Here is a 25323-nt window from a genome sequence, read left to right as displayed (position 1 = left end):
CGGGCAGGCCCTTCTGGAGCAGCAACCATGCAACCTGTGTTTCGCATCGTGGCCGATGGCAAGGACATCACCGCGCTGATCAATGATCGCCTGCTGTCGCTGCGTACCACCGACAAGCCGGGCATGGACTCGGACGAGTTCGAACTGCGTATCGACGATCGCGACGGCGAGGTGGCATTGCCGGCACGCGGTGCCTTCATCGAGGTGCATCTGGGCTACGCCGGCCAGGCATTGACCCGCCTGGGGCGCTACGCCGTGGATGAGGTGGAGCTGTCCGGGCCGCCTGACAGCATCGTGATCCGAGGCAAGGCCAGCGACATGCGCGGCAGCGGCAAGACCACCCGCAGCGGCAGCTGGGAGAACGTCACCCTGCAGCAGATCGTGCGCGACATCGCCGCGCGCAATGGCTGGCAGCCAGCGTGCCCGGTGACGCTGCGCATACCGCGCATTGACCAGTTCAACGAGTCGGACTTCAACTTCATCACCCGTCTGGGGCGCCTGTTCGACTGCACCGCCAAGGTAGCGAACGGCGCGCTGCTGGTGATGCCGCGCCAGGCCGGCAAGAGCGCCAGCGGCAAGGCCCTTGGTAACGTCAGAATCAGCCGTGGCGACGTGCGCAGCTGGCAGTTTCGCATGACCGACAAAGGCACCCACAAGGCCGTGCAAACCCGTCATCTGGACAGCAAGAGCGGCCAGCAGAGCGTGGTCGACCTGCCCAACGACGACGCGCCCGACGGCCTGTCGCCTGTGCACACCGACCGCCACCTGTACCCCAACCGTAGCGCTGCCGAGCAGGCCGCCAAGGCCCGCCTGGCGGCGCTCAACCGCAGCACCGCCAGCCTGCGCCTGGAAATGCCGGGCCGCACCGGCCTGTTCGTCGAACGCACCCTCGATGCCCAGGGCTTCAAGCCCGGCCTCGATGGCGAGTACCTGATCGAGTCGATCGAGCAGGTGTTCAGCGCGTCCGGGTGGAGCACCACGGTCGAGTGCAATGGCGGCAAGCAAGGCAAGGCCAGGGCCAAGGGCGGGCCGGGTAATGCCGGTCGTTCGCTCAAGGCCGGACAGGCCTAAACCCCTATGCATTTTGGAGAATGATGATGGTCATCACTCAGCAGAACTTGATGCAGATTCTTCCCGGTGCCGGCGCCAATGCCGGCATTTTTGTACCCGCCCTGAACACTGCCATGGCCCGTTGGGAAATCGACAACCCCCGGCGCATTGCTGCCTTCCTCGCGCAGATCGGCCACGAGTCGGGCCACCTGCGTTACGTGAAGGAGCTGGGCAGCGATCGCTACCTGTCCCGTTACGACACCGGCGCCCTGGCCCTGCGCCTGGGCAACACGCCGGAGGCGGACGGCGACGGTCAGCGGTACTGCGGCCGGGGGCTGATCCAGGTTACAGGGCGCAACAACTACCGCGCCTGCAGCATGGCGCTGTTTGGCGACGAGCGTCTGCTGGAGTTGCCGCAGTTGCTCGAGCAACCGCGTTGGGCCGCCGAGTCGGCTGCCTGGTTCTGGCACTCGCGCGGGCTTAACGCGCTGGCCGACCGCGGTGAGTTCAACCGCATCACGCGGCATATCAACGGTGGCCTCAATGGCCTGGAGGATCGCCTCAAACTCTGGGCCCGCGCCCGCGAGGTGCTGTGTTGAACCGCTTGCACGCTGGCGTGCTGCTGAGCCTGGCGCTGCTGGCCTGCGCATTGACCTGGCAGGTCCAGGGCTGGCGCCTGGGCCGCCAGCTGGCGCAGCAGCAACAGGCCTGGGCATTCGAACGCCAGCAACTGGCCGAGCGTGCTGCCGCCGAGCTGCCGGGCGAACGCCAGCAACGTCATGTGCTGGAGCGCCAGCTGGATTTGAACGACAACACCCATTATCAGGAGCTTCTCGATGCACAACAGGCTCAGGCACGCTTGCGTGATCGGCTGGCTACTGCTGATCTGCGGTTGTCGGTCCTTCTCGACCGCGACGCCACCCCCGACCTGCCTGCCGCCCCCGGCGCCGGCAGCCTGGATCATGGCGCCCCACGCGCCCGACTTGACCCGGCGCATGCTCGACGAATTATCGCCATCACCGATGCCGGTGACGCCGGACTGATCGCCCTGCGCGCCTGCCAGGGTTACATACGCGCGCTCACACCTTGAGTGTTCAGCCACGCCGATAGCTGGTGTAGGGTAGGCGCCAGACCTTCAAGGAGCCCGCCATGGACCCGATCACCGCACTTTCTGCCCGGCTGGGAGAACACCTGCGCCGTTACAATGCCCAAGTCACCACGGCCGAGTCCTGCACCGGCGGCGGTATCGCCGAGGCCATCACGCGTATTCCTGGCAGTTCGGCCTGGTTCGAAGCGGGCTACGTGACCTACTCCAACGCCCAGAAGACTCGCCAGCTGGGGGTAGACCAGGCACTGTTCCCGCAGGTTGGTGCGGTCAGCCAGGAAGTGGTCGAGGCCATGGTGCGCGGCGCCCAGGCTGCCAGCGGGGCACGCTTTGCCGTGGCGGTCAGCGGCGTGGCAGGGCCCGATGGCGGCTCGCCGGCCAAACCGGTGGGCACTGTATGGCTGGCCTGGGGCGACGGTGCGCATGTGGCCAGCGAGCGCCGGCACTTCGATGGCGACCGCGATGCGGTGCGCCGACAAACGGTAATCGCCGCCCTAGAGGGCTTGTTACAGCTTGGCGCAGAGTAAATCGCAAATCGGGGGTAGGCGGAAAGAAAACCCTGTGGAATAATACTGGCTACTTATACAGGTGTTGTGGCCGTCAGGCCCTATCGATGATTACGTGAGGACTTCAATGGACGACAACAAGAAGCGTGCCTTGGCTGCGGCCCTGGGTCAGATCGAACGTCAATTCGGTAAAGGCGCGGTCATGCGCATGGGCGATCACGATCGCCAGGCGATTCCGGCAATCTCGACCGGCTCGCTGGGTCTGGACATTGCTCTGGGCATCGGCGGCCTGCCAAAGGGCCGTATCGTCGAAATCTACGGTCCTGAGTCGTCGGGTAAGACCACGCTGACCCTGTCGGTGATCGCCCAGGCACAAAAAGCCGGCGCCACCTGCGCATTCGTCGACGCCGAACACGCCCTCGACCCCGAGTACGCCGGCAAGCTGGGCGTCAATGTCGACGACCTGCTGGTCTCGCAGCCGGACACCGGTGAGCAGGCCCTGGAAATCACCGACATGCTGGTGCGCTCCAACGCTGTCGACGTGATCATCGTCGACTCCGTGGCGGCCCTGGTACCCAAGGCCGAGATCGAAGGCGAAATGGGCGACATGCACGTGGGCCTGCAGGCTCGCCTGATGTCCCAGGCACTGCGCAAGATCACCGGCAACATCAAGAACGCCAACTGCCTGGTGATCTTCATCAACCAGAGCCGCATGAAAATCGGCGTGATGTTCGGCAGCCCGGAAACCACCACCGGTGGTAACGCGCTGAAGTTCTACGCTTCGGTACGTCTGGACATCCGCCGTACCGGCGCGGTGAAGGAAGGCGACGAAGTGGTCGGCAGCGAAACCCGGGTCAAAATCGTCAAGAACAAGGTGGCGCCGCCGTTCCGCCAGGCCGAGTTCCAGATTCTGTATGGCAAGGGCATCTACCGCAACGGTGAGATCATCGACCTGGGCGTGCTGCACGGTTTCCTCGAAAAAGCCGGTGCCTGGTACAGCTACCAGGGCAGCAAGATCGGTCAGGGTAAAGCCAACTCCGCCAAGTTCCTGGCAGAGAACCCGGAAATCGCCGCGACCCTCGAGAAGCAGATCCGTGACAAGCTGCTGACCGGTGGTGTTGAAGCTGCAGCTGCTGCGGCTGCTGGTAAAACGGCTGCTGCAGAACCTGAAGATGATCTGGTCGACGCTGACGCCGACGCCAACTTCTGATTTGCAGATAGACCATGTCCGTCGTACTCGATACCCCCGTCGCCATAAGGCGGACAGCTATGGACCTGCTCGCGCGACGCGAGCATGGTCGTGTCGAGCTGACGCGCAAGTTGCGTCAGCGCGGCGCTGAGCTCGAATTGATCGACCAGGAACTCGACCGTCTGACGGAAGAGGGCCTGCTCAGCGAAGCGCGCTATCTCGAAAGTTTCATCAGTTACCGCTCCCGTTCGGGCTATGGCCCTGCGCGTATCCGTGAAGAGCTCAGTCAGCGCGGTTTGCAGCGTAGTGATATCGAACAGGCCTTGCGTGAGTGCGGCATCGACTGGCAAAGCCTGCTGATCGATGTATGGCAACGCAAGTTTTCCGGGCAACTGCCCTCCGATCCGCGCAGTCGCGCACAGCAAACCCGTTTTCTGGTCTACCGTGGTTTTTCCATGGAGATGGTCGGTCGTGTGCTGAGTGGTCGCAGCCTGGACGATTGAGCGATGGCCGACCCGAAAGGGGGTAGGCCAGGCATGTTCACGGTGTGGCTTTTCAGGTGACCTTGAGGGGTTCACGTGCCCGTTGCGGGGCTTCATTGTGCTGAGGCTTTGCCCAGTTTTCCGACCGGTTGATGAAGTCTACCAGCTCGCGTAGGCGGCCCTGATCGCGTCCATTGAAGGCAAAAGCCAGGCGTGACAAGTGGCTGAACTGTGCCTCGTCATGCTCCTCGCCTGCATAGGCGTGCTGATGGAAGTCGCCACTCAGGCGCAGGTCGGCGAAGGACTGCTGGATGTCGAGCAGGGCCGCTTCGCTGAGCGGGTGGTGTGTGCGAATCACGAACTGGTTCTTCAGCCAGCGGCTGGAGTGGTAGTTGCTGTAGAACTGGTTGATTTCCGCTACCGCATCGTCGGCGTTGTTCACCAGGCGCACCAGCTTCAGATCGTTCGGCAGGATGTAGCGATTGCCTTCCAGCTGGCGGGTAATGAAGTCCAGTGCATCCTGCCAGAAGGTCCCCCCCGGTGAGTCGAGCAGTACCACCGGCACCAGCGGACTCTTGCCGGTCTGGATCAGGGTCAGCACTTCCAGGGCCTCGTCCAGGGTGCCGAAACCGCCCGGGCACAGTACCAGCGCGTCAGCTTCCTTGACGAAGAACAGCTTGCGAATGAAAAAGAAGTGGAACGGCAGCAACTTGTCCGTTCCATCCACCGTGGCATTGGCGTGCTGCTCGAAGGGCAGGGTGATGTTGAAGCCCAGGCAGTTGTCGACGCCTGCGCCTTCGTGAGCCGCAGCCATGATGCCGCCCCCGGCCCCGGTGATCACCATCAGGTCCGAGCGCGCCAGGGTCGCACCCAACTCGCGGGCCAGGGCATACATGGGGTGTTCGATCGGGGTGCGTGCCGAGCCGAACACGGTGACCTTGCGTCGCCCCTTGTACTGGTGCAGCACACGGAAGGCGTGGTCGAGTTCACGCAGTGCCTGCAGGGTGATCTTGGCGCTCCAGCGGTCGCTGTCATCGTGCGCCATGCGCAACACGGTCAGCATCATGTCCCGGTACAGTGGCAGGTTGGGGCTGTTGGGGGCGACCAGGTTGAGCTGTTGTTCGAGGTGGGTCAGGTCGATTGCATTGTTCTTGAAATGGTTGGCTAGCAATTCGTTGGTCTGGTACGGCATTCAACTTCTCCTTTTGCAGCAAAACCTTCGGCCTGGCCGCACATCGGTCAGGCCCCTCTGCTTGTCCGCAAAGTGAAAGGTCCTGGCTATAAATCTAGACCTTGTCGCAGGGTTATGCCGGTGTCGAACGTGGGCTCGCGAGGACGCGGCAGGCAATGGGCTGTACATGATGTTCAGGTGGGAGCCGGGCGGACAAGCCGGGCCCGAACTGCGCAGTACAGGCCAACAACCGGGGCCTGAAGTGACAAGGCCTGTAGTGACCGTGCGTAGAGTACGCGTCACATTCAGGCCTTGATCGCTGAGCTGCGCGCCGATGGCGAGCAGCGGCGCAACAGAGAACGCTGGTTACTTCTTCTTCTGCCCGGAAACGCAACTGGCCTTGTTGAACGACTGGTCGATCACCGGGCGGTTGGTTTTGTACTCGGTGAAACGGTAGGTCAGCACAGCACCGCGGTCCATCAACTGGCGAAAGCCGGTGTTACGGCACACGCTGTCTCCCAGTTGGCCGCGCATGACTTCCGGGTTTTGCTGCATTTTTTGTGCATGGCCGGCGCGAACGCTGAGGTGGTTGATCAACTGGTTGCCTTCGACAGTGTAGCCCTGATCGAGGATGTCTTCGTTGATTGCCCGAGGGGTACCCACGCTGCTTTCCTTGGCGACTTCTTGAAGCTTCTGGTTCAGGGCGTACTCTTGCTTGGAGACGGCATGCGCGCCCAACGGCAGGGCAAGCAACAGGCTCAAGGATGGGGCAATGAAACGCAGCATGAATCTCTCCTGGTTCGATAACTGGCGATTTGACCGGTCATTGCGCGCAGTGTTCCGTCACAGGCGCGATGGCAGTACTGGCAGGTCTGTACAGGCTGGAGATTATAAGGGAGTAGCGCGCAACGCTGCACGGCAAATACGGCCAGTGGAGGCTAGCTCTGGTAAACTGCCGGGGTTTTAGTCTCGCTGAGCCTGCGTCGTGCCCTGCCTTTATTGCCATCCCCATTGCCACCGTTGCGCCCTGTCATGAGCCATGCCGTCTCGCGCCTGCGCGCCGAGCGCCTGGCGCGCAGTGTCAAACCCTTCGTCGCGCGCGGCTCGCGTGCGCCACGCTGTCCCGGCTGCCGGGTAATCCCCGAATACTGTCTGTGTGCCTGGCGCCCGCGGGTGCAGGCGCACTCGGGCATTTGCCTGCTCATGCATGACACCGAACCACTCAAGCCTACGAACACGGGCTGGCTGATTGCCGACGTGATCGGTGACACCACGGCGTTTGCCTGGGAACGCAAGGCGGTGGATGCACAATTGCAGGCGCTGCTCGATGATCCACAGTGGCAGCCCTACATCGTTTTCCCGGGTGAATTCGTGGCGCCGGAGCGAGTGGTCAGCAGCGTCGCCCCAGCGTCGGGCAAGCGCCCGCTGTTCATTCTGCTGGATGCCACGTGGCCCGAAGCCCGCAAGATGTTTCGCAAAAGCCCGTACCTGGAACGGTTCCCGGTGCTCAATCTGCAGCCTGAACAGATCTCGCGCTACACATTGCGCCGCTCCCGGCGCGACGACCATTTCTGTACCGCTGAAGTGGCAGCCATGTGTCTGGAGCTGGCCGATGACCAGCAGGCCTCGCAGGCACTGGATGCCTATCTGGACGTATTCAGCACCCATTATCTGGGCGCCAAGAACAGGCTTGTGCTGGATGAAGACGATGCCGTGCACCAAAAACTGCGGCCCTTCCTATAGTTCAAGGGGCAAGTACGCCACTTTGCTTCATAATGTGTGCACTGGCGCCATGGGCTACGAGACAACCACCGGGCTTTGAACTTGACCACCCGGTCCGGGCTCGGCATCCTTGGCGCCGATTCGGGCACGACGAAGGCTTGAATGCTGTTTTCCTGGCCCCGACGTGCCTTTTTGGCTTCCGGCACTGCCGCCCGATGCCCTTGAGCTGCCCCGCCAGGCGCCCCCACGCTGGCTGCGCCTGCACAGAACAGGATCATTAGATCGATGGCCACATACGAAATCCTGATTGCCGATGACCACCCGCTGTTTCGCAGTGCGCTGCGCCAGGCCGTTACCCTGGGCCTTGGTCCGGACGTTCGACTGGTTGAGGTGGCAAGCATCGCCGAACTGGAAACCCGCCTGGCCGAGAAAAACGACTGGGACCTGGTGCTGCTGGACCTGAACATGCCCGGTGCCTATGGTTTCTCGGGGCTGGTGCTGCTGCGCGGTCAGTATCCGCAAATCCCGGTGGTGATGGTCTCGGCCCAGGAAGAGGCGGCCGTGGTGGTAAAGTCCCGAGAATTCGGTGCCAGCGGCTTTATCCCAAAATCCAGCCCGCTGGAGCAGATTCAGGACGCGGTCAAGAAAGTGCTCGACGGCGATGTCTGGTGGCCGCCGCAAGCCTTCGAGAAGATCGATGTGTCCGCTGAAGCCAAGGCCGCCAGCGAGGGCCTGGCCAGCCTTACCCCACAGCAATTCCGCGTGTTGACCATGGTGTGCGAAGGCCTGCTGAACAAGCAGATTGCCTATGAGCTGAGCGTGTCGGAGGCCACCATCAAGGCCCACGTCACCGCGATCTTCCGCAAGCTGGGCGTGCGTACGCGCACCCAGGCCGCGTTGTTGCTGCAACAATTGGAATCGGTTTCAACGAGTTAAGGCCACTGGCCTTCACGCTTTTTTGACTCGGCGTGCACTAGCCTGCACCGCTCCTCATTGGGTTCAAGTGGCTTTCTATGTCGCCTTTCAAGGGCCAGACCGGCCTTAAACGAGTATTCAACGCCGCCGGCTATTCGTTCGACGGCCTGCGCGCCGCCTTTACCGGCGAAGCGGCGTTTCGTCAGTTGGTGCTGCTCAACGTGGTGCTGATCCCGGTCGCCTTCTGGCTGGATGTAAGCCGTGCCGAACGCGCGATCCTGATCGCGGTGTGCCTGCTGGGGCTGATCGTCGAGCTGCTCAACTCTGCCGTGGAAGCCGCGATCGATCGTATTTCCCTGGACCGCCACCCGTTGTCCAAGAACGCCAAGGACATGGGCAGTGCTGCCCAGTTCGTGGCGTTGAGCATCGTGGCGGTGGTGTGGGCGGTGATTCTGCTCTAGGCAATGTGCGGCAGCACGATTTCGTCGCTGCGTCGTACCCCGGCGGTAAAGTTGCGGCACAACTCCAGAAACTCGCGCATCGCCGAGGTCTGGTACTTCTGCTTGTGCCAGATGAAGTAGAACTGCCGCGCCAGGTCCAGGTCGGGGGTTTCCACCGCCACCAGGCTGCCGCGACGAAACGCATCGCGCAGCGCCAGACGTGAAATGCAGCCGATCCCGAGCCCTGATTCCACCGCGCGTTTGATCGCTTCGGTATGCTCCAGCTCCAGGCGGATGTTGAGTGTCGAGCGATGGTGGCGCATCGCCTGGTCAAAGGTCAGGCGCGTGCCTGAACCCTGCTCGCGCAGAATCCAGGCTTCATGGGTCAGTTCCTCAAGGCTGGCGCGACCCTTGAGCGCCAAGGGGTGCTGCGGCGCGCAGAACACCACCAGTTCGTCCTCGACCCAGGGCTGAACCTCCAGGTCGGGGTGGTTGCAATCGCCTTCTATAAGACCCAGATCAATTTCATAGTGCGCGACCTGATGCACGATATGGGCGGTGTTCTGTACATGCAGTTTGACCTGGCTCTCCGGGTGAACCTGCATGAAGCTGCCGATCAGCAAGGTGGCCAGGTAGTTGCCGATGGTCAGTGTGGCGCCCACTGCCAGAGAGCCGAAGCCGGACTTGCCGTTGAGCAGGTCCTCGATTTCCTTGGTCTGGTCGAGCAGGGCCACGGCCTGGGGCAGCAGCTGGTGCCCCAGTGCATTGAGGCTCAGGCGCTTGCCGGCACGATCGAACAGCTGACAGCTGGATTGCCGTTCAAGCTCGGTGATGGAGGTGCTCGCAGCCGACTGCGACAGCGCCAGTATCCCGGCCGCACGGGAGACGCTCTGGTGTTGCGCGACGGCCACGAAGACCTGAAGTTGACGCAGTGTAAATCGCATATCTATATAACCGATAAGACATATCTTGATAATTCATTTAACAGATATTGTCGCTCGCACTAAACTATCGCGCAATCGCGCTCACGGTCAGCGCTGCGTTATTTTTCAGGAGCCCCCGTACATGAGCAACATGAACCACGAACGTGTCCTCAGTGTTCATCACTGGAACGACACCCTGTTCAGCTTCAAGTGCACCCGCGACCCGGGCCTGCGCTTCGAGAACGGTCAGTTCGTGATGATCGGCCTGCAACAGCCTAACGGCCGCCCGCTCATGCGCGCCTATTCGATCGCCAGCCCTAACTGGGAAGAGCATCTGGAGTTCTTTAGCATCAAGGTGCCGGACGGCCCGCTGACCTCGCAGTTGCAGCACCTGAAGGAAGGCGACGAGATCATCATCAGCAAGAAGCCTACCGGCACCCTGGTGCTGGATGACCTGAACCCGGGCAAGCACCTGTACCTGCTGAGCACCGGCACTGGCCTGGCACCGTTCATGAGCGTCATCCAGGACCCGGAAACCTACGAGCGCTTCGAGAAAGTGATCCTGGTCCACGGTGTGCGCTACGTCAACGAAGTGGCCTATCGCGAGTTCATCACCGAGCACCTGCCGCAGAACGAGTTCTTCGGCGAGGCGCTGCGTGAAAAACTGATCTACTACCCCACCGTCACCCGCGAGCCGTTCGAGAACCAGGGACGCCTGACTGACCTGATGCGCAGCGGCAAACTGTTCAGCGACATCGGCCTGCCGCCGATCAACCCGCAGGACGATCGTGCGATGATCTGCGGTAGCCCGAGCATGCTGGATGAAACCAGCGAAGTCCTGAACAGCTTCGGCCTGAAAGTCTCCGCGCGCATGCGCGAGCCAGGTGACTATCTGATCGAGCGTGCGTTCGTCGAGAAGTAAGCAGGCAGTACCAATAAAAAACGCAGACCGTGGTCTGCGTTTTTTTTGCCCGGGATTTGTGGTGCGGCATTCGCCGGCGCGGCCAGCGTTCCTGCGGCCTTGCGGGCGCCTGCCCTACGCCTCGCGCACCACCTCCAGCACCCGGATCGTATCCAGCTGAGGGTAGTGCCAGCGTACCTGCACGTCCCAGAACCCGACCCCGTACACGCGCTCGACCGGGGGCACCTGATAGGCCGGGCGTGGATCCTGTGCCAGGCATTGTTCTATCAGCTCCACCAACGGCTCTGCGAGACGCAGCGCATGCGCATGGGCCTGCTGCAGTGCCGAGTCGCTCCATTGCACCGTGATCGGCGCAGGCGGGGCGCTGGCCATGTGATTGACCGCCCCGGCTACGCTGTCGGCATAGGGTACATAGGGCTTGATATCGATGACCGGCGTGCCGTCCAGCAGGTCGATGCCCGACAGCAGCAGTCGCCCGGCCTCGACGCCCTCCAGCTTCACCACCGACTGCCCGATGCCGTTTGGCCGGTGGGTGGCGCGGGTGGCGAACACGCCCATCGACGTGTTGCCGCCCAGGCGCGGCGGGCGCACCTTCAGGCGCGGCTTCTCTTCCAGGGCCTGATGAAACAGGAACAGCAGCCACACGTGGCTGACCTGCTCTAGCCCGGCAACCGCTTCCCCCTGATCGAAAGGCGATACCAGCTCCAGCACCCCGCGCGCAGCCGGAGCCAGCTGCGGCTGGCGCGGGATGGCGAATTTCTCCTTGAAGCAGGAGCGCACGTAGCCGACCGGCTCGACACTGTAGGCCATGATCGAATCAGCCACGCACTCGCAGGGTCAGGCCCTTGAGGAAGTTGCGCAGCAACTGGTCGCCACAGGGGCGGTAGTTGCTGTTGCCGACCTTGCGGAACAGGGCGCTGAGTTCAGGCTTGGATACCGAAAAATCCGCCGCCTTGAGAATGGCATGCAGGTCGTCTTCCTTTAGCTCGAAGGCCACCCGCAGTTTTTTCAGGATGATGTTGTTGGTGACCGGCAGTTCGACCGGCAGAGGCGGGCGGCTCTCGTCACGACCACGCTTGAACACCACCAGGCCATCGAGAAAATGCGCGATGACCTCGTCCGGGCAGCGCACGAAGCCTTCTTCCTCGTCTTTTTTCAGGTAGCTGGCAATGTCGGCATCGCTGACGTCAAAACCGTTGATGCGGGTGATCTCTGCCAGTTTGGCATCGCTGATATCCAGCATGTAGCGCAGGCTGCGCAGCACATCGTTGTGAATCATTGGACAATCCTGATCAAGTGGCAACGCCCGAGTGGCGAGGCCTAGAATTTTTCTTTGCTGGACAGGTAGCGCCACTGGCCCAGCGGCAGCTTGCTCATGGCCACGCCGCCCAGGCGGATACGGCGCATGCTGACCACGCTGACACCGACACTGCGGCACAGCAGCTCGATCAGCCCCGGCGCCGGGTTTTTCAGCACCATGCGCAGGCGCGTCTCGTTCTGCCAGCTGGCCTTGATGCGGGGCAGTTCCTGGCCCTTCCAGGTGAAACCGCGGTTAAGGCGTTCGAGGCCATGGGCAACCATCTCGCCGCTGACCTCGACCACATACTCCTGCTCCAGCTTGGCCAGGTCCGAGGTGACCTTGCGCACGGCACGCCAGTCCTGGCTGTACACCTGCAGGCCGCTGGCGCCCTGTTGCAGCTCGGCGACGCAGGTCAGCCGGGCAAAGTGGCCCTTGAGCGGGCGATGCCCTTCGGCGTGGGCCTCGGACAAGGTGGCCGGGGTCATGCTCAGGCGAGCGCTTTCGCTGTCCTGGTCGGCGGCCTGGTGCAGCAGCAGGGTTACCGGTTCCAGGGCTTCGGCCTTGGCGCCCGGCAGCAGGGCGACGACCTGGCCGTCGACCTTGAGCTGTGGCTCGTCGACGACGTTGCCGTCAACGGTCACCCAACCGCCTTCGATATAGAGTTCGGCCTCCCGTCGGGAGCAGCCGACCAGTTCGATAAGGCGTTTGGAAAGACGAATGGGTTCAGACATGACGGCGGCCGTGGCACAGGGAAAGGCGCCCATTGTAACCGCCCGGGCGAGCGAAGGCCCGGCTACATTCGTGCCGGGCGGCTATTAATGCCGTGAGGGGATGATTTTCGGATCGGCCTTACAGCGTCCTTCAGCCCGTGCTCGCAGACTGTGTACGACCTAGCCTGAGGTGAAGCAGGGGGTAGGGTTTGCCCATGCCGTCCTTTTCCGAGCGCCCGATGACTTCGAAGCCTTGGCTGGCATAGAAGCCGATGGCCTGGGGATTCTGCTCGTTGACGTCGAGCTCATCGGCGTTCAGCTCATTGATGGCATGCCGCAGCAACTGCTTGCCGATGCCCTGACCGCGATACTGCGGGTCGACGAACAGCATTTCGACACGCCCGGCCGCTACACCGGCAAAGCCGGTGATGCGTTGCTGGCTGTCCTTGCAGCAGATCAGCATCACTGCATCCAGGTACTTGGGCACCAGTTCACGCAGCAGCACGATGTAGCTGTCGGGGAGAAAATCGTGGGTGGCACGTACCGAGGCTTCCCATACCTGCAGCAGGCGAGGGTAGTCGTGGGGGCTAGGGGTTTGCACGGTGGAATGCGCGCGCATCTCAGGGTCTCCTGGGGTGTCCGTACTGGATACGATAGTCCAATAAAAAGCCCCGCCATGATGGCAGGGCTTTTCCAGGCCGCAAAGCGTCAGACAGGCTCGGCCCACAGGTCGTATTCGTCGGCATCGGTGACGACGCACCAGACCTTGTCCCCCGGCTTGAAGCCGTGGTCGCCGTCGATGAACACATTGCCGTCGATCTCCGGGGCGTCGAAGAAGCTGCGGCCCACCGAGCCCTGCTCCTCCACTTCGTCGATCAGCACTTCGATGCGCTTGCCGATGCGCAGTTGCAGGCGTGCGCTGCTGATGGCCTGCTGGTGGGCCATGAAGCGATCCCAGCGGTCCTGCTTGACGTCATCAGGAACCACGGGCAGGTCCAGGTCGTTGGCCGGTGCGCCTTCGACGGGCGAGTACTGGAAGCAGCCGACGCGGTCGAGCTGGGCTTCGGTGAGCCAGTCGAGCAGGTACTGGAAGTCTTCCTCGGTCTCGCCGGGGAAGCCGACGATGAAGGTGGAGCGGATGATCAGCTCCGGGCACTGTTCGCGCCATTTCTTGATGCGTGCCAGGGTCTTGTCTTCGAAGGCAGGGCGCTTCATCGACTTGAGCACCTTGGGGCTGGCGTGCTGGAACGGGATGTCCAGGTACGGCAGCAGCTTGCCGGCGGCCATCAGCGGGATCACGTCATCGACGTTCGGGTACGGGTACACATAGTGCAGGCGCACCCACACGCCCAGGCTGCTGAGCGCTTCGCACAGCTCGAGCATGCGCGTCTTGACCGGCCGGCCGTTCCAGAAGTCGGTCTTGTACTTGACGTCGACGCCGTAGGCGCTGGTGTCCTGGGAGATCACCAGCAGCTCCTTGACGCCGGCCTTGACCAGGCGCTCGGCCTCGCTCAGCACCTCGCCCACCGGGCGGCTGACCAGCTTGCCACGCATCGACGGAATGATGCAGAAGCTGCAGGTGTGGTTGCAGCCTTCGGAAATCTTCAGGTAGGCGTAGTGACGCGGGGTCAGCTTGACACCCTGGGGCGGCACCAGATCGATCAGCGGATTGTGGTCCTGACGTGGTGGCACCACTTCGTGCACGGCGTTGACCACCTGCTCGTACTGCTGCGGCCCGGACACCGACAACACGCTGGGGTGCACGTCGCGAATGTTGTTGGCGTCGACACCCATGCAGCCGGTAACGATGACCTTGCCGTTTTCCTTGATGGCCTCGCCGATCACTTCCAGCGATTCGGCCTTGGCCGAGTCGATGAAGCCACAGGTGTTGACCACCACCACGTCGGCATCCTCGTAGGTGGGCACGACTTCATAGCCTTCCATGCGCAGCTGGGTCAGGATGCGCTCGGAATCGACCAGGGCTTTGGGGCAACCCAGGGAAACGAAGCCGACCTTTGGCGTGGTGGGCGTGGCGGTGGTGGACATGGTTAACCTCGGTGTAGAGGGGCTGCTTGGCACGCGAAGGTGGCAGCCCTGACGGGCGCTTTGGGGCGCCTCTGATCAAAAAGTGCGCAATTCTAGCGAGGCACAACGCGCTTGACTAGCAGAAATGCGACGAACGCTGCGCTATGCTTCGCGCCATCGCTCCCGCGTCGTTCAGCGCTGCGTTCGGCACGCTGCGACGGGTTGCAAAAATGATAGCGCCTGGCGCGAATTTCGCCGGCCTCTGGGTCTTGGTTGCGGGAGTGGTTGATGGTTCAGGCAAGCAGTCAGGCCAATGCCGGGCATACGGCGGCAAAGCCGCTGAGCCTGCTGGTGGCGGCAGTCGGGGTGGTATACGGCGATATCGGTACCAGCCCCTTGTATACCCTCAAGGAAGTCTTCTCCGGCGGCTACGGGGTGCCGGTCAACCATGATGGTGTGCTGGGCATCCTGGCGTTGATCCTGTGGTCGCTGATCTGGGTGGTGTCGATCAAGTACGTGCTGTTCATCCTGCGCGCGGACAACCAGGGGGAGGGTGGCATCATGGCCCTGACCGCACTGGCCCGACGAGCGGCTGCACCTTATCCCAGGTTGCGTGCGCTGCTGGTGGTGTTCGGCTTGTTCGGTGCGGCGCTGTTCTATGGCGACAGCATGATCACCCCGGCGATTTCGGTGCTGTCGGCGGTCGAAGGCATGCAACTGGCGTTCGATGGCATCGATCACTGGGTGATACCGGTGGCGCTGGTCGTGCTGGTGGCGCTGTTTCTGATCCAGAAGCACGGTACCGCGCGCATCGGCATTCTGTTCGGGCCGGTGATGGTGGCCTGGTTCGTGGTGCTGGCGGCCCTGGGCGTGCACGGCATCATCCAGCGCCCCGAAGTGCTGCAGGCGCTCAACCCGATCTGGGCCGTGCGCTTCTTCATCGTCCACCCCGGCATGGGCGTGGCGATTCTGGGCGCCGTGGTGCTGGCGCTGACCGGGGCCGAGGCCTTGTACGCCGACATGGGGCATTTTGGCCGCAAACCGATCGCGCGGGCCTGGTTCGCGCTGGTGCTGCCGGCGCTGGTGCTCAACTATTTCGGTCAGGGCGCATTGCTGCTGGAGAACCCCGAAGCGGCACGCAACCCGTTCTACCTGCTGGCCCCCGGCTGGGCGCTGGTGCCGCTGGTCGGGCTGGCCACCCTGGCCACCGTGATCGCTTCCCAGGCGGTGATTTCCGGGGCCTTCTCCCTCACCCGCCAGGCCATCCAGCTTGGTTATGTGCCGCGCATGCAGATCCAGCACACCTCCAGCGACGAGCAGGGGCAGATCTACATCGGGGCGGTCAACTGGTCGCTGATGGTCGGGGTGATCCTGCTGGTGCTGGGCTTCGAGTCCTCCGGCGCGCTGGCGTCGGCCTATGGCGTCGCGGTAACCGGGACCATGCTGATCACCACCATCCTGGTGTCGGCGGTGATGTTGCTGCTGTGGAAGTGGCCACCGCTGCTGGCGGTACCGGTACTGCTGGGCTTTCTGTTCGTCGACGGGCTGTTCTTTGCCGCCAACGTGCCCAAGGTGCTGCAGGGTGGGGCATTCCCGGTGCTGGCAGGGATTGCGCTGTTCATCCTGATGACCACCTGGAAGCGCGGCAAGCAGATCCTGGTGGAGCGCCTGGATGAGGGCGCGTTGCCATTGCCGGTGTTCATCGCCAGCATCCGCGTGCAGCCGCCGCACCGTGTGGAAGGTACGGCGGTGTTCCTGACCGCACGTTCGGACGCGGTGCCCCATGCGCTGCTGCACAACATGCTGCACAACCAGGTGCTGCACCGCCAGGTGGTGTTGCTCACCGTGGTCAACGAGGATTCACCGCGGGTACCGCCACAGCGGCGTTTCGAGGTGGAGGGGTATGGCGAGGGGTTCTACCGGGTGATCCTGCATTTCGGCTTCATGGACGAGCCGGACGTGCCGGCGGCGTTGAAGCTGTGTCACCTGGACGAGCTGGATTTCAGCCCCATGCGCACCACCTACTTCCTCAGCCGCGAGACGGTGATCGCATCCAAGCTGGTGGGCATGTCGCGCTGGCGTGGGGTGCTGTTTGCCTTCCTGCTGAAGAATGCCAACGGCAACCTGAGGTTCTTCAACCTGCCATTGAACCGGGTGATCGAGCTGGGTACGCAGGTGGAGATCTAGCGGGGCCTTTCGCCGCCAAGGCGGCTCCTGCAGGATGCGATCCGTTGCAGGAGCCGGCCTTGCCGGCGAGGCTTCTACTGTTCAGCGACGCTGGACTTTCCCTGGCGCGTTTCGATCTCGCTGATCAGGCGTTTGGCCAGGGCCGGGTAGTTTTCGTCGAAGTGGTGCCCGCCGGGCAGCTTCACGCGCTCACCCACGGCGGTATGGTCGGTGCAGCCGCTTTCATCGGCTTCTTCTTCACCATAGATGCACAGCACCTTGCTCGGCGGCATCCTGGACATCTCAGGCCCGGTTGGCGCCTCTTTGCCGGCATTGCCCAGCCAGCCCTCGACCTCGATCTCGAAACTGCCACTGCGCGCGAACGCCAGCAGAATCACCGCATCGATGCGCTTCTGGTCTTCGGGTGGCAAGCGGTTGTAGATCGCCGGCAGCACGTCGGCACCGAATGAATAGCCGGTCAGTACGAAGCGTTTGGTGCCCCACTTCTGGCGGTAGTGCTGCATCAGCTCGGACAGGTCGACTGCGCTCTGCTCCGGTGTCTTGTGCTGCCAGTAGTAGCGCAGGGTATCGATGCCCACCACCGGGTAGCCCAGCTTGGCCATCTCGCCCGCCACGTCGCGGTCAAGGTCGCGCCAGCCGCCATCGCCGGACAGGAACAGCGTCACGGTGTCGGTGGTCTGGCCGGCCGGTACCTCCACCACCGGAATGCTCAATGCATTGCCATCCACGCCCAGCAGGGCCTGGGTCAGCTGGGCCTTGAGCACCTGGGGCAGGTGGATGTCGTAATCGCTGATGCTGGTCTGTGCATTGGCCTGGTCGCGCACGAAGGCGGCGCTGGCGTCATCCGGGTTGTCGTTCCAGGCCACGTTCCAGTGACCATGGGCGGCCGACTTGGGCAGCGCGGCGCTGCAGCCGGGCTGCTCGATGCTGAACCCCACGGAGATGGCCTGGGCCTTGTCGTTGGTCTGCCCGGCCAGCCAGCTCCAGGCCAGCCCGGCTCCCGGGCCGATGCCGGCAACCAGCGTCGGCGTGCCCTGCAACTGTTGCAAGGCCTGCTGCAGCGCCTGCTGCTGCAGGTTGCAGTCGCTCGGCGGCAGGATCACCTGTACCAGCTGGGCGCGGGCACTCTGGCTCAGGTCGATCAGTTGCTTGTCGCTCAGGGCCTGGTCCTGCGGCACGGCCACGGCCACCAGGTCCTTGCCTCGCGTGCTTGGGGTAACCCGCACCAGGCTGCTGCCATCGGCCAGGGTCAAATGTTCAAGGTGCGGTTGCGGGGCAGGGCGGGCCCACAGCCAGAAGCCCAGGGCCGCCGCGAGCAGGGCCAGCACCAGGGCGGCCAGTACATGAAGCCAGTAGCGTCGAATCATCAGCGTTTCACCAATCCGGTCAGGCCGCCTGCAATCAGGGCGGCGGTATCGGCCAGGGCCACCAGGGGATCGAGCCCGGCGGGTACGGCCATGTAACGGGGTTCCCAGTCAGGCTGGAACTTGTCTTTGAAGCGGCGCAGGCCCTGGAAGTTGTACAGTTGCTCGCCGCGCTGGAACACCATCGAGCCCAGGCGCTGGGTCAGAGGTGCGCCGCGACGCGGCTGCAGCCCGGACAACGGCACCATGCCGAGGCTGAAGCGCGCATATCCATGCGTCTTGTAGTGTTGGATCAGGCCGATCATCAGAAACTCCATGGTCAGCTTTGGTGCTTGCGGGTGCGCGCGCATCAGGTCCAGGCTGGCCAGCTCGCGGCTGTGGGTTTCGAGCAGGTTGGCAAAGGCCACCGGCTGGCCCTGGAAGCGAATCAGCGCGATGCGGAAGTGCTGCAGGTACTCTGCGCTGAAGCGGCCCAGCGAAAAGCCTTTTTCGCGCACGTTCTTGCCTTCGAGCCAGGCATCGGAAATCACCTTCAATTCCTCGAGCGGGGCTTGCCCGGGCTCGTGGATCTCCAGGCTCAGGCCGTCGCGCCCGCCGCGGTTCCAGGTATAGCGCAGGTCTTTCATCTCCTTGCCCTTGGCGTCGAGGTCGAAGCGCAGCAGGTCCACGCGGGCCTCTTCGCCCAGCTTGATCGCGGTCAGGCCGATGTCCATATAGAAGGGCAGGTTCTCGGCACGCACCTGGTAGAACACCGGTCGAGCGTGATGGATATCGCACAGGTCGCGAAACTGCCAGATCATCTCGGCGCGGCGCTGGGCCGGGCCGATCGGGTCGTACAGCGCCACCAGGCTGCGCCCGCGGCGGGCGTACATCAGGAAGGCGTCATCCTGAGGGTGGAACAGCAACGCCTTGTCGCCGGTCAGCGCCAGGCCGCCATCGGGCTGGTCGGAGCTCTGCAGGATGCGGTTGGCCCGTTGCAGCTCGTCACCTGTAGGCAGGTGGATGGTCGGGCGTGCGGTACGCAGCAGCCAGGTCAGTGCAACGATCACCAGCAGTACCGCGCTACCGAGCAATGAGCGCAGCCCGCGCGGGGCATCGGCGTCCAGGGTGAACTGCCACCACAGCTGGTGGCTGTAGGGCACGTCCTGGTAGGCGAACAGCAGCAGCCACACCGACGCGCCGATCACGCAGGCACTGGCCACCACGTAGACCGGCGAGAAGGGCAGCTCGAGCAGTCGGCTGGGCCGGTAGAACGAACCGCGGAACACTGCCAGCAGGCAGGCGGTAAACGTCAGCAGGCTGGCCTCTTCCCAGTCGAAGCCCTTTAGCAGCGACAGCAGGGCGCCGACCAGCAGCAGCACGGTGGTGAGTATCCAGGCTGCCGACAGGCGCCGCCGCAGGCCCTGGGCCAGCAGCAGGCACAGCACGCCGATCAGGCTGGCGCCGAAGTGCGAGGCATCGATCAAGCGGTGCGGCACCAGGAAACCCAGGTGCTCCAGGCGCGTGTCGATTTCAGGCGTGGCCCCGGAGAACAACAGCACCACGCCCGACAGGAACACCAGAATCGCCAGTACCGGTGCGGCAAGCCCGGAGGCCACCTTCATGGCCTGGCGCGCGAACAGAAAGCGCTTGGCTTCGCTGGCCAGCAGGACCACGCAGGCCACCAGCAGCGGCAGCACGACATAGATCAGGCGGTACAGCAGCAGCGCAGCGGCAAGTGGCGCTGCCCCCAGCTGGTCGGCGAAGGCGGCCAGCAGGATGGCCTCGAAGACCCCGACCCCGCCGGGCACATGGCTGAGCACACCGGCAGCCAGGGCCAGCAGGTACACCAGCAGGAACGCACCGAAGGGCGGAGCCTCGGGCAGCAGCAGGTACAGCACCGTGGCGGCGGCGGCCACGTCCAGTGCGGTGATCAGCAGCTGCAGCAAGGTCAGGCGCGCGCCCGGCAGGCGCAGTGTGCGTCGGCGTATGCGTACCAGCAGGTTGTCGGCCAGCGGCTGTTCCGGCAGTCGACGCCGGTACAGCCCGTAGGCCAGGGCCATGCTCAGGCCCAGTACCGCGACGGCGATGGCTGCCAGTACCGGGGCCGGCGTGCGCAGCGCCATGGCCGCGGCGGGCAGGTTGCTCAGGGTGGCCAGCGCTGCCAGCGGCGGCAGCGCGCAGCCCAGCGACAGGCTGGCAAACAGCGTCATGCGGGCTACTTCGGCACCGCCTATGCCGTGGCGGGCGTACAACCGGTAACGCACCGAGCCGCCGGACAGCAGCGACAACCCGATCGCGTTGCCGATGGCGAATGCACAGAAGCCGCCCATGGTCAGGGTGGCTGAAGGCAGCCGGACCCCGGCATAACGGCTGGCTGACCATTCATAGCCCAGCAGGATGACAAAGCCTGCGACCGTGGCCAGCAGTGCACCGGCCAGGGCGGGCTTGGGCACACTCAGCAGCGAATCGTGCAGGGCATAGATATCCAGCTCGCTGAGCAGATGGCGACAGGCAATCAGGGCGATGCCGAACAGTAGCAGGGTGACCGCCAGGCCGATCGGCTGACGATACCGGCTGAGCAGTTCCAGCCAGCGCAGGCGATGCGGGGCGATGGGCTGGGCGGCGCTAACAGGGGTTTCTGCTTCGGGCGTTTGTGGGCGCATCAATCACCTTTTTGGATTGCGCGCGACTGGACGATGTATCCGACCAAGTTACCAATCCCTATGGAAAAATAATGTCTGAATCTTACTCGCGATCATGCCGATCCGCGCCCATCAGGATAGTTAAAGAAGTTTCATGCTGCCGCAAGGGCATGGAGAGGAGGGGAAGGTACTTTTCGCCAGACGCAAAAAAGGCCACTTTTTTCAAAGTGGCCTTTTCTGTTGTTTGGTTGCGGGAGCCGGATTTGAACCGACGACCTTCGGGTTATGAGCCCGACGAGCTACCAGACTGCTCCATCCCGCGTCTGTGGGGCGGATTCTACAGCGTATGGAGATGCTGTCAATGCTTAATTGTTGATTTACAACAAAAACCTGCTATGGGCCAAACAGCGCCCAACAAAAAAGGCCACTTTTTCAAGTGGCCTTCTCTGATGTTTGGTTGCGGGAGCCGGATTTGAACCGACGACCTTCGGGTTATGAGCCCGACGAGCTACCAGACTGCTCCATCCCGCGTCTGTGGAGTGGATTCTACAGATATCTCAGAACGTGTCAACCGCTAAAATCCAGAAATCCTTTTTTGTTCAATTGCTTAGCGTTTGTGATCTGGCTGCGGGCGCGCTAAGGCGGGGGCTGCAGGGCATTTGCCCGGGGTGACGGGTGCAGGGTGCAGCCGGTGGTGACGAGTGAGATACTGCGCGTACGAATCAACGGTGTTAACGGTCATCCATGTCCCAACGCAAGATCATCCACATCGATTGCGACTGTTTCTACGCAGCCATCGAGATGCGCGACGACCCGCGGCTGGCCGGCAAGCCTCTGGCCGTGGGTGGTTCGGCCGACCGGCGCGGGGTGATTGCTACCTGCAACTACGAAGCGCGGGCCTTTGGCGTACGCTCTGCGATGTCGTCGCACCACGCGTTGAAGCTGTGCCCCGACCTGACCATCGTCAAGCCGCGCATGGATGCCTATAAGGAAGCCTCGCGGGAGATTCACAACATCTTCCGCGAGTACACCGAGCTGATCGAGCCATTGTCGCTGGATGAAGCCTATCTGGACGTATCCGACAGCCCGAAGTTTTCCGGCAGTGCCACGCGCATTGCCGACGACATTCGCCGGCGGGTGTCCCAGCGCCTGCACATCACGGTATCGGCGGGGGTGGCGCCCAACAAGTTCCTGGCCAAGATTGCCAGTGACTGGCGCAAACCCAACGGCTTGTTCGTGATTACCCCGGCACAGGTGCAAGACTTCGTCGCCTGCTTGCCAGTGACCAAGCTGCATGGGGTTGGCAAGGTCACGGCTGACAAGCTGGGGCGCCTGGGCATTGTCGATTGCAAGGATCTGCGCGAGTGGGACCGCCTGGCCCTGGTCCGCGAGTTCGGCAGTTTCGGCGAGCGTCTTTACGGGCTGGCGCGCGGCATTGACGAGCGGGTGGTGCACAACGACAGCCGGCGCCAGTCGGTGAGCGTCGAGAACACCTACGACAGCGACCTGCCGGACCTGGCCAGCTGCCTTGAAAAACTGCCTGAACTGCTGGAATCGCTGGGCGGTCGCATGGCCCGGATCGACGACAGTTACCGGCCGGGCAAGCCGTTCGTCAAGGTCAAGTTCCATGACTTCACCCAGACCACCCTGGAGCAGGCGGGGGCGGGGCGTGATCTTGAAAGCTACCGGCAACTGCTCAGCCAGGCTTTCGCGCGTGGCGCCAAGCCGGTCAGGTTGCTGGGAATTGGCGTGCGGTTGCACGACTTGCGCGGGGCGCATGTTCAGCTGGAGCTGTTCACGCCCGAGTGAAACGCCAGGCATCGTGGTCGATGCCTGGCGTTCATGGTGCTGGAGCTACTTCGCGCCGGGGTCTGCCACCAGGCGGCCGGCATCCCTGGTCAGCGCCTTGAGAAACTCCTGTTGCAGCTCCGGATCATTGCGGGTCAGCTCGATCAGGCTCTGTTCCAGCTCGCTGGCTTCCTCTTCCAGGCCCAGTTCGGACAAGCGCTTGACCCGGTGCACCCACTCGCTCACCTCGTCGTCTTCAAGGTCGTCGTAGATCAGCTCATGGGCTTCGACCAGTTTGCCGCGCAGCGTTGGGCTGAGCAGCAGGCTGGCGGCGGCACGCACGTTGTTTTCTTCATCGGCCACGGCCAGGTGCAAGGTGCCCACCTGGGTCAGGTTCTGTTCGGTGAACGGGCTGTCGAGCAGGTTCAGGCGCAACACACCATTGCGGTCGGTGGTCAGCTCGTGGGTGAGCTTGCCAGCCTTGACCTCGACCGGGCGTTCGCCCCACGGCAGGCTGGTGTACTCCTGGCGTTTGTCCTTCTGCACTTCGCTGATACTGGCCAGGTTCTGTTGTGCGCGGCCGTTGGACTGCACGTTCATGAACGGGTTGAGCCCGGCCACGCCATAGCTGAGCCAGTCATGGGTCACGCTGTCGGGCAGGTTGCCCAGTGCGAACACATTGACCACATTGGCGCCGATACCGGCAACCACGGCCACTGCGCCCAGCGGGATCTCGTAGATTTCGCGCCAGGGTTGGTAGGGCGTGTAGCGATCATAACGACGGGTCACTTCGAATTCGGTGACTTCGAAGTTCTTCTGTTCGTGAACGCGCACGCGCCGTTGCGGCAGCTCGAGTACCTTGGGCTCTCCGACATCGATCTGCAGGCTGTGCTCGAGCAGCTTGCGCTCGATCCGCTCCTCATGCTCGCTGCGCTGGGACATCTGGTTGGCGCAGCCGCTGAGCAGCACGGCGCCGCACAGGGCGGCGCCTCCGAAGGTGATTCGCTTGAACATGGCTACTCTTGTGTTGGCTATCAGCGACGAATACGGGCTTGCAGGAACGACAGCACCTCGGCCACGGGCAAGGCCTGGGCCTCGCTGTCCTTGCGGTACTTGTATTCCAGGTTGCCTTCGGCCAGGCCCCGGTCGCTGACCACGATGCGGTGCGGGATGCCGATCAGTTCCATGTCGGCGAATTTGATCCCCGGGCTGGTTTTCTTGTCACGGTCGTCCAGCAGCACTTCGAAACCGGCGGCGGTCAGTTCGGCGTAGAGCTTGTCGGTGGCTTCGCGCACTTCGGCGGTTTCGTAGCGCAGCGGTACCAGGGCGATCTGGAATGGCGCGAGGCTATCGCTCCAGATGATGCCCTTGTCGTCGTAGTTCTGCTCGATGGCAGCGGCAACCACGCGCGAAACACCAATGCCGTAGCAGCCCATGGCCAGGGTCACCGGCTTGCCGTTCTCGCCCAGCACCTGGCACTTGAGTGCTTCACTGTACTTGGTGCCCAGCTGGAAGATGTGCCCGACTTCGATGCCGCGCTTGATCATCAGCGTACCCTTGCCGTCCGGGCTCGGGTCGCCGGCTACCACGTTGCGCAGGTCGGCGATTTCCGGTACGGGCAGGTCGCGCTCCCAGTTCACGCCGAAGTAGTGCTTGTCGTCGATGTTGGCACCGATGCCGAAGTCGCTCATGAAGGCCACGGAACGGTCGATGATGCACGGCAGCGGCAGGTTCAGCGGGCCCAGGGAGCCGGCGCCGGCGCCGATGGCGTCGCGCAGTTCGGCGTCGCTGGCCATCACCAGCGGGCTGGCCACCTGTGGCAGGTTGGCAGCCTTGATTTCGTTGAGTTCGTGGTCGCCACGGACGATCAGGGCAATCAGCTTGCCTTCTTCGGCGGCATGCACGATCAGGGTCTTGACGGTGCGCTCGATCGGCACGCCGTAGTTTTCGACCAGGGCGGCGATGGTTTTCGCGTCCGGGGTATCGACCAGGCGCAGCTCCTCGGTGGGGGCAGGGCGCACGGTTTCCCGCGGGATCGCTTCGGCCTTCTCGATGTTGGCGGCGTAGTCGGAGCTGTCGCTGAAGATCACGTCGTCTTCACCGGACTCGGCCAGCACGTGGAATTCGTGGGACCAGCTGCCACCGATCGGGCCGGTGTCGGCCTGCACGGGGCGGAAATCCAGGCCCAGGCGGGTGAACACATTGCAGTACGCCTGGTGCATGCGGTCATAGGTTTGTTGCAGGGACGCCTGGTCGGCATGGAAGGAGTAGGCATCCTTCATGATGAACTCGCGACCGCGCATCAGGCCGAAGCGCGGACGGATCTCGTCGCGGAACTTGGTCTGGATCTGGTACATGTTCAGTGGCAGCTGTTTATAGCTGCTCAGCTCGTTGCGCGCGAGATCGGTGATGACCTCTTCGTGGGTAGGCCCCACGCAGAACTCGCGACCATGGCGGTCCTTCAAGCGCAGCAGCTCGGGGCCGTACTGCTCCCAGCGGCCGGACTCCTGCCACAGTTCAGCGGGCTGAATGGCCGGCATCAGCACTTCCAGGGCGCCTGCGGCGTTCATTTCCTCGCGTACCACGGCTTCGACCTTGCGCATCACGCGAAGGCCCATCGGCAGCCAGGTATAAAGGCCGGATGCGAGCTTGCGGATCATGCCGGCACGCAGCATGAGCTGGTGGCTGATGACGACCGCGTCGGAAGGGGTTTCTTTCTGTGTGGCGAGCAAATATTGACTGGTGCGCATGGTAGGCCGTTGTCGGTTGCTTAACTGAAATGACCCCGCATTGTACGGGGGCGATTCGGTGACGTATAGGATGGTGGCGCGGGAAACTGCGCCAAGTGCATCAACACAAAAGAAAAAGCCCGGCAGGGCCGGGCTTTTTCGAGCTGGGGT

The 25323-nt window shown here is 63.1% G+C and carries 24 protein-coding genes and 2 tRNA genes; 12 read left to right on the top strand and 14 right to left on the bottom strand.

The window, feature by feature from the left end; genetic code table 11:
- Nucleotides 1-27 precede the first annotated feature (27 nt).
- From MF6396_RS08075 to recX, 6 genes are all read left to right on the top strand, one after another.
- Nucleotides 28-1071 (top strand): phage late control D family protein, encoded by a 1044-nt coding sequence (locus MF6396_RS08075; protein WP_078480051.1) that lies wholly within the window; start codon nucleotides 28-30, stop codon nucleotides 1069-1071.
- Nucleotides 1072-1097: 26 nt separating this feature from the next.
- Complete coding sequence (locus MF6396_RS08070) at nucleotides 1098-1649, top strand: glycoside hydrolase family 19 protein (protein ID WP_054914982.1); 552 nt, start codon at nucleotides 1098-1100, stop codon at nucleotides 1647-1649.
- Entirely contained in the window at nucleotides 1646-2140 is a 495-nt protein-coding gene (locus tag MF6396_RS08065; protein WP_078480050.1) for a lysis system i-spanin subunit Rz, read from the top strand. Before MF6396_RS08070 ends, MF6396_RS08065 begins: the two co-directional genes overlap by 4 nt.
- Before the next feature lie 59 nt (nucleotides 2141-2199).
- On the top strand, nucleotides 2200-2682 hold the full coding sequence (locus MF6396_RS08060) for a CinA family protein (RefSeq protein ID WP_054914980.1): 483 nt from the start codon (nucleotides 2200-2202) through the stop codon (nucleotides 2680-2682).
- A gap of 106 nt (nucleotides 2683-2788) precedes the next feature.
- Nucleotides 2789-3871 carry a recombinase RecA gene (gene recA / locus MF6396_RS08055; protein ID WP_078480049.1) on the top strand — a complete coding sequence of 361 codons (1083 nt, stop codon included), beginning with the start codon at nucleotides 2789-2791 and terminating at the stop codon, nucleotides 3869-3871.
- 14 nt (nucleotides 3872-3885) lie between these two features.
- On the top strand, nucleotides 3886-4353 hold the full coding sequence (gene recX / locus MF6396_RS08050; protein ID WP_078480048.1) for a recombination regulator RecX: 468 nt from the start codon (nucleotides 3886-3888) through the stop codon (nucleotides 4351-4353).
- Between the two features lie 52 nt (nucleotides 4354-4405).
- Here recX and MF6396_RS08045 read toward each other — a convergent pair whose 3' ends face one another.
- Both MF6396_RS08045 and MF6396_RS08040 read right to left on the bottom strand, forming a co-directional pair.
- Nucleotides 4406-5524 carry an LOG family protein gene (locus MF6396_RS08045; protein WP_078480047.1) on the bottom strand — a complete coding sequence of 373 codons (1119 nt, stop codon included), beginning with the start codon at nucleotides 5522-5524 and terminating at the stop codon, nucleotides 4406-4408.
- Between the two features lie 345 nt (nucleotides 5525-5869).
- Nucleotides 5870-6289 (bottom strand): quorum-sensing-regulated virulence factor family protein, encoded by a 420-nt coding sequence (locus MF6396_RS08040; protein ID WP_043864266.1) that lies wholly within the window; start codon nucleotides 6287-6289, stop codon nucleotides 5870-5872.
- Nucleotides 6290-6535: 246 nt separating this feature from the next.
- On the opposite strand from MF6396_RS08040, the gene MF6396_RS08035 reads away from it, so the two are divergent.
- The 3 genes from MF6396_RS08035 (at nucleotide 6536) to MF6396_RS08025 (ending at nucleotide 8601) form a co-directional block, all read left to right on the top strand.
- Entirely contained in the window at nucleotides 6536-7246 is a 711-nt protein-coding gene (locus MF6396_RS08035; protein ID WP_043864265.1) for a tRNA-uridine aminocarboxypropyltransferase, read from the top strand.
- A gap of 264 nt (nucleotides 7247-7510) precedes the next feature.
- Nucleotides 7511-8161 carry a response regulator transcription factor ErdR gene (gene erdR, locus MF6396_RS08030; RefSeq protein WP_043864264.1) on the top strand — a complete coding sequence of 217 codons (651 nt, stop codon included), beginning with the start codon at nucleotides 7511-7513 and terminating at the stop codon, nucleotides 8159-8161.
- A 77-nt stretch (nucleotides 8162-8238) separates the two neighbouring features.
- Nucleotides 8239-8601 carry a diacylglycerol kinase gene (locus MF6396_RS08025; RefSeq protein WP_054914977.1) on the top strand — a complete coding sequence of 121 codons (363 nt, stop codon included), beginning with the start codon at nucleotides 8239-8241 and terminating at the stop codon, nucleotides 8599-8601.
- Here the strand turns inward: MF6396_RS08025 and MF6396_RS08020 are convergent.
- Nucleotides 8598-9524, bottom strand: coding sequence for a LysR family transcriptional regulator (locus MF6396_RS08020; protein ID WP_078480046.1), 927 nt, complete (start codon nucleotides 9522-9524; stop codon nucleotides 8598-8600). The two genes, MF6396_RS08025 and MF6396_RS08020, sit on opposite strands and share 4 nt — an antisense overlap.
- A 121-nt stretch (nucleotides 9525-9645) precedes the next feature.
- On the opposite strand from MF6396_RS08020, the gene fpr reads away from it, so the two are divergent.
- Complete coding sequence (fpr, locus tag MF6396_RS08015) at nucleotides 9646-10425, top strand: ferredoxin-NADP reductase (RefSeq protein ID WP_043864261.1); 780 nt, start codon at nucleotides 9646-9648, stop codon at nucleotides 10423-10425.
- A 114-nt stretch (nucleotides 10426-10539) separates the two neighbouring features.
- Here the strand turns inward: fpr and tsaA are convergent, their stop codons facing one another.
- From tsaA to rimO, 5 genes are all read right to left on the bottom strand, one after another.
- On the bottom strand, nucleotides 10540-11235 hold the full coding sequence (tsaA, locus tag MF6396_RS08010) for a tRNA (N6-threonylcarbamoyladenosine(37)-N6)-methyltransferase TrmO (RefSeq protein WP_043864304.1): 696 nt from the start codon (nucleotides 11233-11235) through the stop codon (nucleotides 10540-10542).
- A 7-nt stretch (nucleotides 11236-11242) separates the two neighbouring features.
- Entirely contained in the window at nucleotides 11243-11704 is a 462-nt protein-coding gene (locus tag MF6396_RS08005; protein WP_043864260.1) for a DUF1456 family protein, read from the bottom strand.
- Between the two features lie 41 nt (nucleotides 11705-11745).
- The gene (locus MF6396_RS08000) at nucleotides 11746-12456 is read right to left on the bottom strand and encodes an rRNA pseudouridine synthase (RefSeq protein WP_043864303.1); all 711 of its coding nucleotides are present in this window, start codon (nucleotides 12454-12456) and stop codon (nucleotides 11746-11748) included.
- A gap of 130 nt (nucleotides 12457-12586) precedes the next feature.
- Nucleotides 12587-13054 (bottom strand): acetyltransferase, encoded by a 468-nt coding sequence (locus tag MF6396_RS07995; protein WP_043864259.1) that lies wholly within the window; start codon nucleotides 13052-13054, stop codon nucleotides 12587-12589.
- An 89-nt stretch (nucleotides 13055-13143) separates the two neighbouring features.
- Complete coding sequence (gene rimO / locus MF6396_RS07990) at nucleotides 13144-14481, bottom strand: 30S ribosomal protein S12 methylthiotransferase RimO (RefSeq protein WP_058541505.1); 1338 nt, start codon at nucleotides 14479-14481, stop codon at nucleotides 13144-13146.
- A 267-nt stretch (nucleotides 14482-14748) separates the two neighbouring features.
- Between rimO and MF6396_RS07985 the strand changes: the two genes are divergently transcribed.
- On the top strand, nucleotides 14749-16647 hold the full coding sequence (locus MF6396_RS07985; protein WP_058541506.1) for a potassium transporter Kup: 1899 nt from the start codon (nucleotides 14749-14751) through the stop codon (nucleotides 16645-16647).
- A gap of 74 nt (nucleotides 16648-16721) precedes the next feature.
- On the opposite strand, the gene MF6396_RS07980 is transcribed toward MF6396_RS07985, so the two are convergent.
- The 4 genes from MF6396_RS07980 to MF6396_RS07965 form a co-directional block, all read right to left on the bottom strand.
- Nucleotides 16722-18014: a virulence factor family protein gene (locus tag MF6396_RS07980; protein ID WP_078480045.1), complete on the bottom strand. Its 1293-nt coding sequence runs from the start codon at nucleotides 18012-18014 to the stop codon at nucleotides 16722-16724.
- Nucleotides 18014-20656 (bottom strand): bifunctional lysylphosphatidylglycerol flippase/synthetase MprF, encoded by a 2643-nt coding sequence (mprF, locus tag MF6396_RS07975; protein WP_078480044.1) that lies wholly within the window; start codon nucleotides 20654-20656, stop codon nucleotides 18014-18016. Before mprF ends, MF6396_RS07980 begins: the two co-directional genes overlap by 1 nt.
- 224 nt (nucleotides 20657-20880) lie before the next feature.
- Nucleotides 20881-20957: transfer RNA gene (locus MF6396_RS07970), tRNA-Met, on the bottom strand.
- A gap of 132 nt (nucleotides 20958-21089) precedes the next feature.
- A tRNA-Met gene (locus tag MF6396_RS07965) sits at nucleotides 21090-21166 on the bottom strand.
- Between the two features lie 213 nt (nucleotides 21167-21379).
- Here MF6396_RS07965 and dinB point away from each other — a divergent pair.
- Nucleotides 21380-22444, top strand: a complete 1065-nt coding sequence (dinB, locus tag MF6396_RS07960; RefSeq protein WP_043864254.1) for a DNA polymerase IV — start codon at nucleotides 21380-21382, stop codon at nucleotides 22442-22444.
- Nucleotides 22445-22489: 45 nt separating this feature from the next.
- Here dinB and MF6396_RS07955 read toward each other — a convergent pair whose 3' ends face one another.
- A complete protein-coding gene (locus MF6396_RS07955) occupies nucleotides 22490-23437 on the bottom strand; it encodes a hypothetical protein (protein ID WP_078480043.1) in 948 nt (315 codons plus the stop codon).
- A 20-nt stretch (nucleotides 23438-23457) separates the two neighbouring features.
- The gene (locus MF6396_RS07950; protein WP_078480042.1) at nucleotides 23458-25173 is read right to left on the bottom strand and encodes a proline--tRNA ligase; all 1716 of its coding nucleotides are present in this window, start codon (nucleotides 25171-25173) and stop codon (nucleotides 23458-23460) included.
- Between the last annotated feature and the right edge of the window lie 150 nt (nucleotides 25174-25323).

The sequence above is a fragment of the Pseudomonas sp. MF6396 genome, from assembly GCF_002018915.1.
Classification (GTDB): domain Bacteria; phylum Pseudomonadota; class Gammaproteobacteria; order Pseudomonadales; family Pseudomonadaceae; genus Aquipseudomonas; species Aquipseudomonas palmensis.
The sequence above is the reverse complement of the archived record's forward strand: the minus strand, read 5'-3'. Positions and strand labels throughout refer to the sequence as shown.

Bases quoted from the DNA above. Each gene is read 5' to 3' on its own strand.
- MF6396_RS08075 (WP_078480051.1), top strand. From the start codon at position 28: ATGCAACCTGTGTTTCGCATCGTGGCCGATGGCAAGGACATCACCGCG.
- MF6396_RS08070 (WP_054914982.1), top strand. From the start codon at position 1,098: ATGGTCATCACTCAGCAGAACTTGATGCAGATTCTTCCCGGTGCCGGC.
- MF6396_RS08060 (WP_054914980.1), top strand. From the start codon at position 2,200: ATGGACCCGATCACCGCACTTTCTGCCCGGCTGGGAGAACACCTGCGC.
- recA (WP_078480049.1), top strand. From the start codon at position 2,789: ATGGACGACAACAAGAAGCGTGCCTTGGCTGCGGCCCTGGGTCAGATC.
- recX (WP_078480048.1), top strand. From the start codon at position 3,886: ATGTCCGTCGTACTCGATACCCCCGTCGCCATAAGGCGGACAGCTATG.
- MF6396_RS08045 (WP_078480047.1), bottom strand. From the start codon at position 5,524: ATGCCGTACCAGACCAACGAATTGCTAGCCAACCATTTCAAGAACAAT.
- MF6396_RS08040 (WP_043864266.1), bottom strand. From the start codon at position 6,289: ATGCTGCGTTTCATTGCCCCATCCTTGAGCCTGTTGCTTGCCCTGCCG.
- MF6396_RS08035 (WP_043864265.1), top strand. From the start codon at position 6,536: ATGAGCCATGCCGTCTCGCGCCTGCGCGCCGAGCGCCTGGCGCGCAGT.
- erdR (WP_043864264.1), top strand. From the start codon at position 7,511: ATGGCCACATACGAAATCCTGATTGCCGATGACCACCCGCTGTTTCGC.
- MF6396_RS08025 (WP_054914977.1), top strand. From the start codon at position 8,239: ATGTCGCCTTTCAAGGGCCAGACCGGCCTTAAACGAGTATTCAACGCC.
- MF6396_RS08020 (WP_078480046.1), bottom strand. From the start codon at position 9,524: ATGCGATTTACACTGCGTCAACTTCAGGTCTTCGTGGCCGTCGCGCAA.
- fpr (WP_043864261.1), top strand. From the start codon at position 9,646: ATGAGCAACATGAACCACGAACGTGTCCTCAGTGTTCATCACTGGAAC.
- tsaA (WP_043864304.1), bottom strand. From the start codon at position 11,235: ATGGCCTACAGTGTCGAGCCGGTCGGCTACGTGCGCTCCTGCTTCAAG.
- MF6396_RS08005 (WP_043864260.1), bottom strand. From the start codon at position 11,704: ATGATTCACAACGATGTGCTGCGCAGCCTGCGCTACATGCTGGATATC.
- MF6396_RS08000 (WP_043864303.1), bottom strand. From the start codon at position 12,456: ATGTCTGAACCCATTCGTCTTTCCAAACGCCTTATCGAACTGGTCGGC.
- MF6396_RS07995 (WP_043864259.1), bottom strand. From the start codon at position 13,054: ATGCGCGCGCATTCCACCGTGCAAACCCCTAGCCCCCACGACTACCCT.
- rimO (WP_058541505.1), bottom strand. From the start codon at position 14,481: ATGTCCACCACCGCCACGCCCACCACGCCAAAGGTCGGCTTCGTTTCC.
- MF6396_RS07985 (WP_058541506.1), top strand. From the start codon at position 14,749: ATGGTTCAGGCAAGCAGTCAGGCCAATGCCGGGCATACGGCGGCAAAG.
- MF6396_RS07980 (WP_078480045.1), bottom strand. From the start codon at position 18,014: ATGATTCGACGCTACTGGCTTCATGTACTGGCCGCCCTGGTGCTGGCC.
- mprF (WP_078480044.1), bottom strand. From the start codon at position 20,656: ATGCGCCCACAAACGCCCGAAGCAGAAACCCCTGTTAGCGCCGCCCAG.
- dinB (WP_043864254.1), top strand. From the start codon at position 21,380: ATGTCCCAACGCAAGATCATCCACATCGATTGCGACTGTTTCTACGCA.
- MF6396_RS07955 (WP_078480043.1), bottom strand. From the start codon at position 23,437: ATGTTCAAGCGAATCACCTTCGGAGGCGCCGCCCTGTGCGGCGCCGTG.
- MF6396_RS07950 (WP_078480042.1), bottom strand. From the start codon at position 25,173: ATGCGCACCAGTCAATATTTGCTCGCCACACAGAAAGAAACCCCTTCC.